We start from the raw sequence: 4142 nt of genomic DNA, 5'->3' as shown, positions 1-4142 counted from the left end.
CGCCGAGTTGCGCGATGCTGGCATTTCAGCAGGACACCATCACGCGGGGCTCGACTTCAGCGATCGCCGCCGACTCGAGGGTGAGTACCGTGCTGGCATCCTCCGTGCGCTCGTTTCTACGGGCACGTTGGAGATGGGGCTCAACCTGCCTGCGCGACAAGTTGTGCTCTATGACCTGCAGGCCTTTGACGGCGCCGACTTCGTCCCGCTTTCGGTCAATACTGTCTGGCAGCGCGCTGGCCGAGCGGGGCGACGCGGGCTCGACACGCAAGGCGAAGTCGTACTCATTGCTCCGTCGTGGGATCGAGATGCCAACCGCTATGCCGCCGGTGATTTCGAGAAAATTACATCAGGTCTCGTCGATGCTCGTGCGCTCGCCGAGCAGGTGCTCGCCGAGGTGTCTAGCGGTCTTGCGCGCACGCGCGCCCAGCTTAACCGAAACCTGCAGCGATCACTTGCAGCTCACCAGAAGCGACTCCCCATGCTCGACCGAGTTGTCGATGAGATGCTCGATAGCGGCATGCTCGTTGAGTTCTTAGAGGAAGGAGCACAAGCGACCGCGCTGAAGTCGACACGCCTCGGCCGAATAGCCGTCCGCCAGATGCTCGCGCCATGCACTGTCGTTACGCTCGCATGCTTTCTTCGGGCCGAGAATCCGGCAAGCCTTACTTTCTTCGACATTCTGCTGCTGTGCGTACAGTCTGACGACTGCGAGCCCCTTATCCCTGTTGACTTCGAAGATCTCGAAGGCATCGGAGAACGGCTCTCAAAAGAGCGCTCTACACTGCTCTCCAGCAGGCACGAGCAGTTGCAGGACCGCCTTGAACTCCGTGGACGCCGGTTGCTGTCCGTCATCAAGACCACTCTCGTTGTGCGCGAGTGGACGCGTATCGGGAGCGCAGACTCTGTCGCGGACACTTTTGGCTGCTACGCCTTTGAGGTCCGACGCCTCAGCGAAAGCGTCGAACGGATCCTCACAGCAGCCGTCGCCGTGGTAGCACACCCAACGGAGCAGATCACCGAGGTCGACGTGCCGCCACCCGAGACGACCTTCGATGACGGTTCGACATTACCGGAGCGGGTGCGTGCGCTGACCGCCATGGTTGCCTATGGCATAGATGAGCAGATGGTGACACTAATGTTCCTCGATGGCATTGGCGGGGCGCTTGCGCGACGCCTGCGCGACACTGGCATCACTGACATCGAAGAACTCGCTCTCACCGAGACAGAAGACCTTGCAAAGGTACGCGGCGTCTCGGCAGTAAGGGCCGCTCGCTGGATCAACGAGGCGGCCCAAAAAATCCGAACCCGATCGGCATTCTCGCTACGCGAAACGGGCCACATGACTGAAACCTTCATAGAAACCTGGACCTCCAGTATCGACCCGTATCGGTTACGTCGAGCGCTCGACCTTGAGGTGCGCCAACAAGGAGACAGGTTCCTAGTGAGTGGAGGCCTCGAGCCTCACCGCGTGTCCCGAGGTGGTGAACAGCTCTTGTGTGACTGCGCCGACTTTGCCAAAGGCTATGTCTGTAAGCACGTGCTCGCTGTGCAACTGCACCAGAAAGACGCCAAGTTGATGCCACTCGTCGAGTACCTCGCATCTGGGGTGAACGCTGGTGAACTCGACCTTTTCCATCTCTGGTTTGACAAAGGAAACCGATGACGACCAAGATGCTGCCAACCCAGCTGAACACCGCACATGGCATAATCCAGCTTCCCGCGTATGTGCCGGTTACGACCTTCGGCGAGAAATACCCTCTCGATGATCTGGTGCGCCCTTATCTCCCCAGGCTCGCACCTGCCGCGATGGTCAGCTTTCACTATGCGCAGAAGATGAAGGAGCGGCCGGCGATTCCGCTCCTCATCGACTCCGGGGGGTTCGCTTCACTGTTCCAAGACGCGAAGGTCACCGCCGTCGGAGAGCTCGGTGTTCTGGAACGATCAAGCGACGACAAGACCGAGCCTCTACACCCGAGAGACGTACTCGATTTTCAGGAGCGTCTCGCAGATGTAGCATTCACACTTGACTTTCCGATCCCCCCGTTGATGGACCTTCACGAGGCGCGGCGTCGCAACAAGCTCACGGTGGCGAACGCTCGTTGGGCTCTTGAGAATCGACGCCGCAAGGACATGCTACTTTACGCGTGCGTTCAGGGATGGGACCTTGAGAGCTATGGCGCGTGCGCGACCGCGTATGCAGCGCTGGGCTTCGACGGCATTGCCATCGGCGGCCTAGTTCCCCGTGTGAGCGATCTTGAGGGAATTCTTAAGATCGTCGATGCGGTTCGCTCCGCTGTCCCGAACAAACCACTCCACGTGTTCGGCCTCGGGAAGCCGGACATCGTCGAAGCCCTCTTCAAGAGGGGAGTCCAATCCGTCGACTCCAGCTCCTACGTGAAACTGGCGGCTAACGGGAAGCTCTGGGGGCAGCCTGCGGTCCATCTCGCTGACGCGTCGCCCACGGAGCGGCTTCATCTGGCGCTGTGCAACCTCGCCATGGCAACACAGCGGGCGTTGCCGCTATCGGCGTCACACCTACTCTTCGGTTCGAGGCTGTGGGAGTCGGCGACGCTGCCCTCGGTGGTCATCAACTCGCCGGTGCACCCACCAAAGAAGCGCAGCAAGAAGTCCGCGACGAGCGATGCGGCTACAGCCCTGATTTGACCGCCGGGAGGCGCGGCTCCGTTTCACCATGCTTCTTCGCGTATTTGGCTTGATAGTCCGGACAGAACGTCCGCGAGTCGCACACAACGCAGGAGCTCTCCTCATTCGAGTTCTTCGTCCAAGCTTGCAGCACCGGCACGCCATGCACTTCCTGCCCGCGACACGTCTCGATGTTCTTCACTACGTTGTCGAATGACTCTAAGGCTTGAGCGATCGATGTTGCAGTGATTGGCACGATGCGAAGCGCTCGTGCGAGCCGATAGTCAAAGGGCAGCTGCGGCAACTGCTTGTCGCGTGTCTTCCACTCTTTGAGAGCGATGTCGGGCAGCGAGCCAGGCGGAGGCGGCAAATCGGTCATACCGTTCGCGATTTCATCTTTAAGCTGCTCAAGGTCACTCCGTGTTGGGTGCAGCTCGTTCACGTAAAGAAGTACGCCAGCGACGACGTTCAGAGCGTCGGGCTGGGTGCGTCGTAGCTCACCATAGGTTTGCAACTGCCATTCGTATTGAGTCCAGAGGCTGTCCTGCGTCCCAGGATCCGGGATCGGCGGACGACGCATGCCCTTATAATCGATGATGACCTCGAACTTGGGTAGCACCGCAGGGCCTAGACTTGTCTTAAGCGCGCCAACGATGGGGTTCGTGGCGAGTGCCGGGTCCGCGAGTTGGACGTGAGTGACAACATCCACGACGCCGACCATCTCGTAGCGATCAGCAACCCTGAACTGAAGCTGGCACTCGATCGCCGGCAGGAGACGTGCACCGGTTAGCCGCACTTCAGCACGGTGAATCAGCGGGAACAGATGAGGGCCGAGCTCCTGCACGGCGGCAGTCGCACGATCATTGCCGAGCTGCTCGAGATCAGAGCTCCATGCATAAAGTCCTCGTGCACCGAGCCGCGCCTTGATGAGCTTCCGGATGTCATCAAGATCGCTAGGTGACCATGGAGGCAGCGTCGGCGTACCCTTCAGGGAAGAGTCACTGTACCGACGGTACGCTTCCTCAAGAACGCCGTGAATGAACTCACCGAACCATTGCTGAACGGGGCGAGATGCTGGCAGCTTGCCAATCCGTTGATAACGGTACGGCAGCCCGCACCGCAGATAGCTGAGGAGGTCGCCGGTCAAGCTATACGACGGCAGAGAATAGACCTTCGGTCGGGTAGAGAGCGTCATCGGTAACTCAGATCATCACAAAGGGAAGGTTCGACGTCCAGTGGCAAACGCCCTTTCGGTCCCAGCCGGTCGCCACGTTTGGCACGCGCCCACCAGGCTGGGTAGGCGTTACGCCGACCAGCAGAAGGACATCCTGCGGACGGCTAAACGCCACGAAGAACTGCCGATAAAGGTCGTCGAAGGCTCGGTCGATCTGCGATCTGGTGGGCGAGCCAAGCGAAGAATACGGACGGAGCAGATCCTCCATCCTATGAGGCAGGCCTCCGGTCGTAGGCATACGCTTGAAAGCTGGAGCTCGTAG

Annotated in this window: 4 protein-coding genes; 2 read left to right on the top strand and 2 right to left on the bottom strand. The window is 59.8% G+C overall.

The genetic code is table 11. The annotated features are described in order from the left end of the window. The coding region (locus AC5JJ6_RS01805; RefSeq protein ID WP_496040402.1) for a helix-hairpin-helix domain-containing protein at positions 1 to 1666 on the top strand (1666 nt) is incomplete at its 5' end. Further along, the gene (locus AC5JJ6_RS01800; protein WP_496040401.1) at positions 1663 to 2667 is read left to right on the top strand and encodes a tRNA-guanine transglycosylase; all 1005 of its coding nucleotides are present in this window, start codon (positions 1663 to 1665) and stop codon (positions 2665 to 2667) included. The genes AC5JJ6_RS01805 and AC5JJ6_RS01800, both read left to right, overlap by 4 nt. Here the strand turns inward: AC5JJ6_RS01800 and AC5JJ6_RS01795 are convergent. Continuing rightward, on the bottom strand, positions 2651 to 3841 hold the full coding sequence (locus AC5JJ6_RS01795) for a PD-(D/E)XK nuclease family protein (protein ID WP_496040400.1): 1191 nt from the start codon (positions 3839 to 3841) through the stop codon (positions 2651 to 2653). The two genes, AC5JJ6_RS01800 and AC5JJ6_RS01795, sit on opposite strands and share 17 nt — an antisense overlap. Before the next feature lie 7 nt (positions 3842 to 3848). Next, positions 3849 to 4088 (bottom strand): hypothetical protein, encoded by a 240-nt coding sequence (locus AC5JJ6_RS01790; RefSeq protein ID WP_496040399.1) that lies wholly within the window; start codon positions 4086 to 4088, stop codon positions 3849 to 3851. Between the last annotated feature and the right edge of the window lie 54 nt (positions 4089 to 4142).

It is taken from the genome of Skermanella sp. (genome assembly GCF_059503625.1).
The sequence above is the reverse complement of the archived record's forward strand: the minus strand, read 5'-3'. Positions and strand labels throughout refer to the sequence as shown.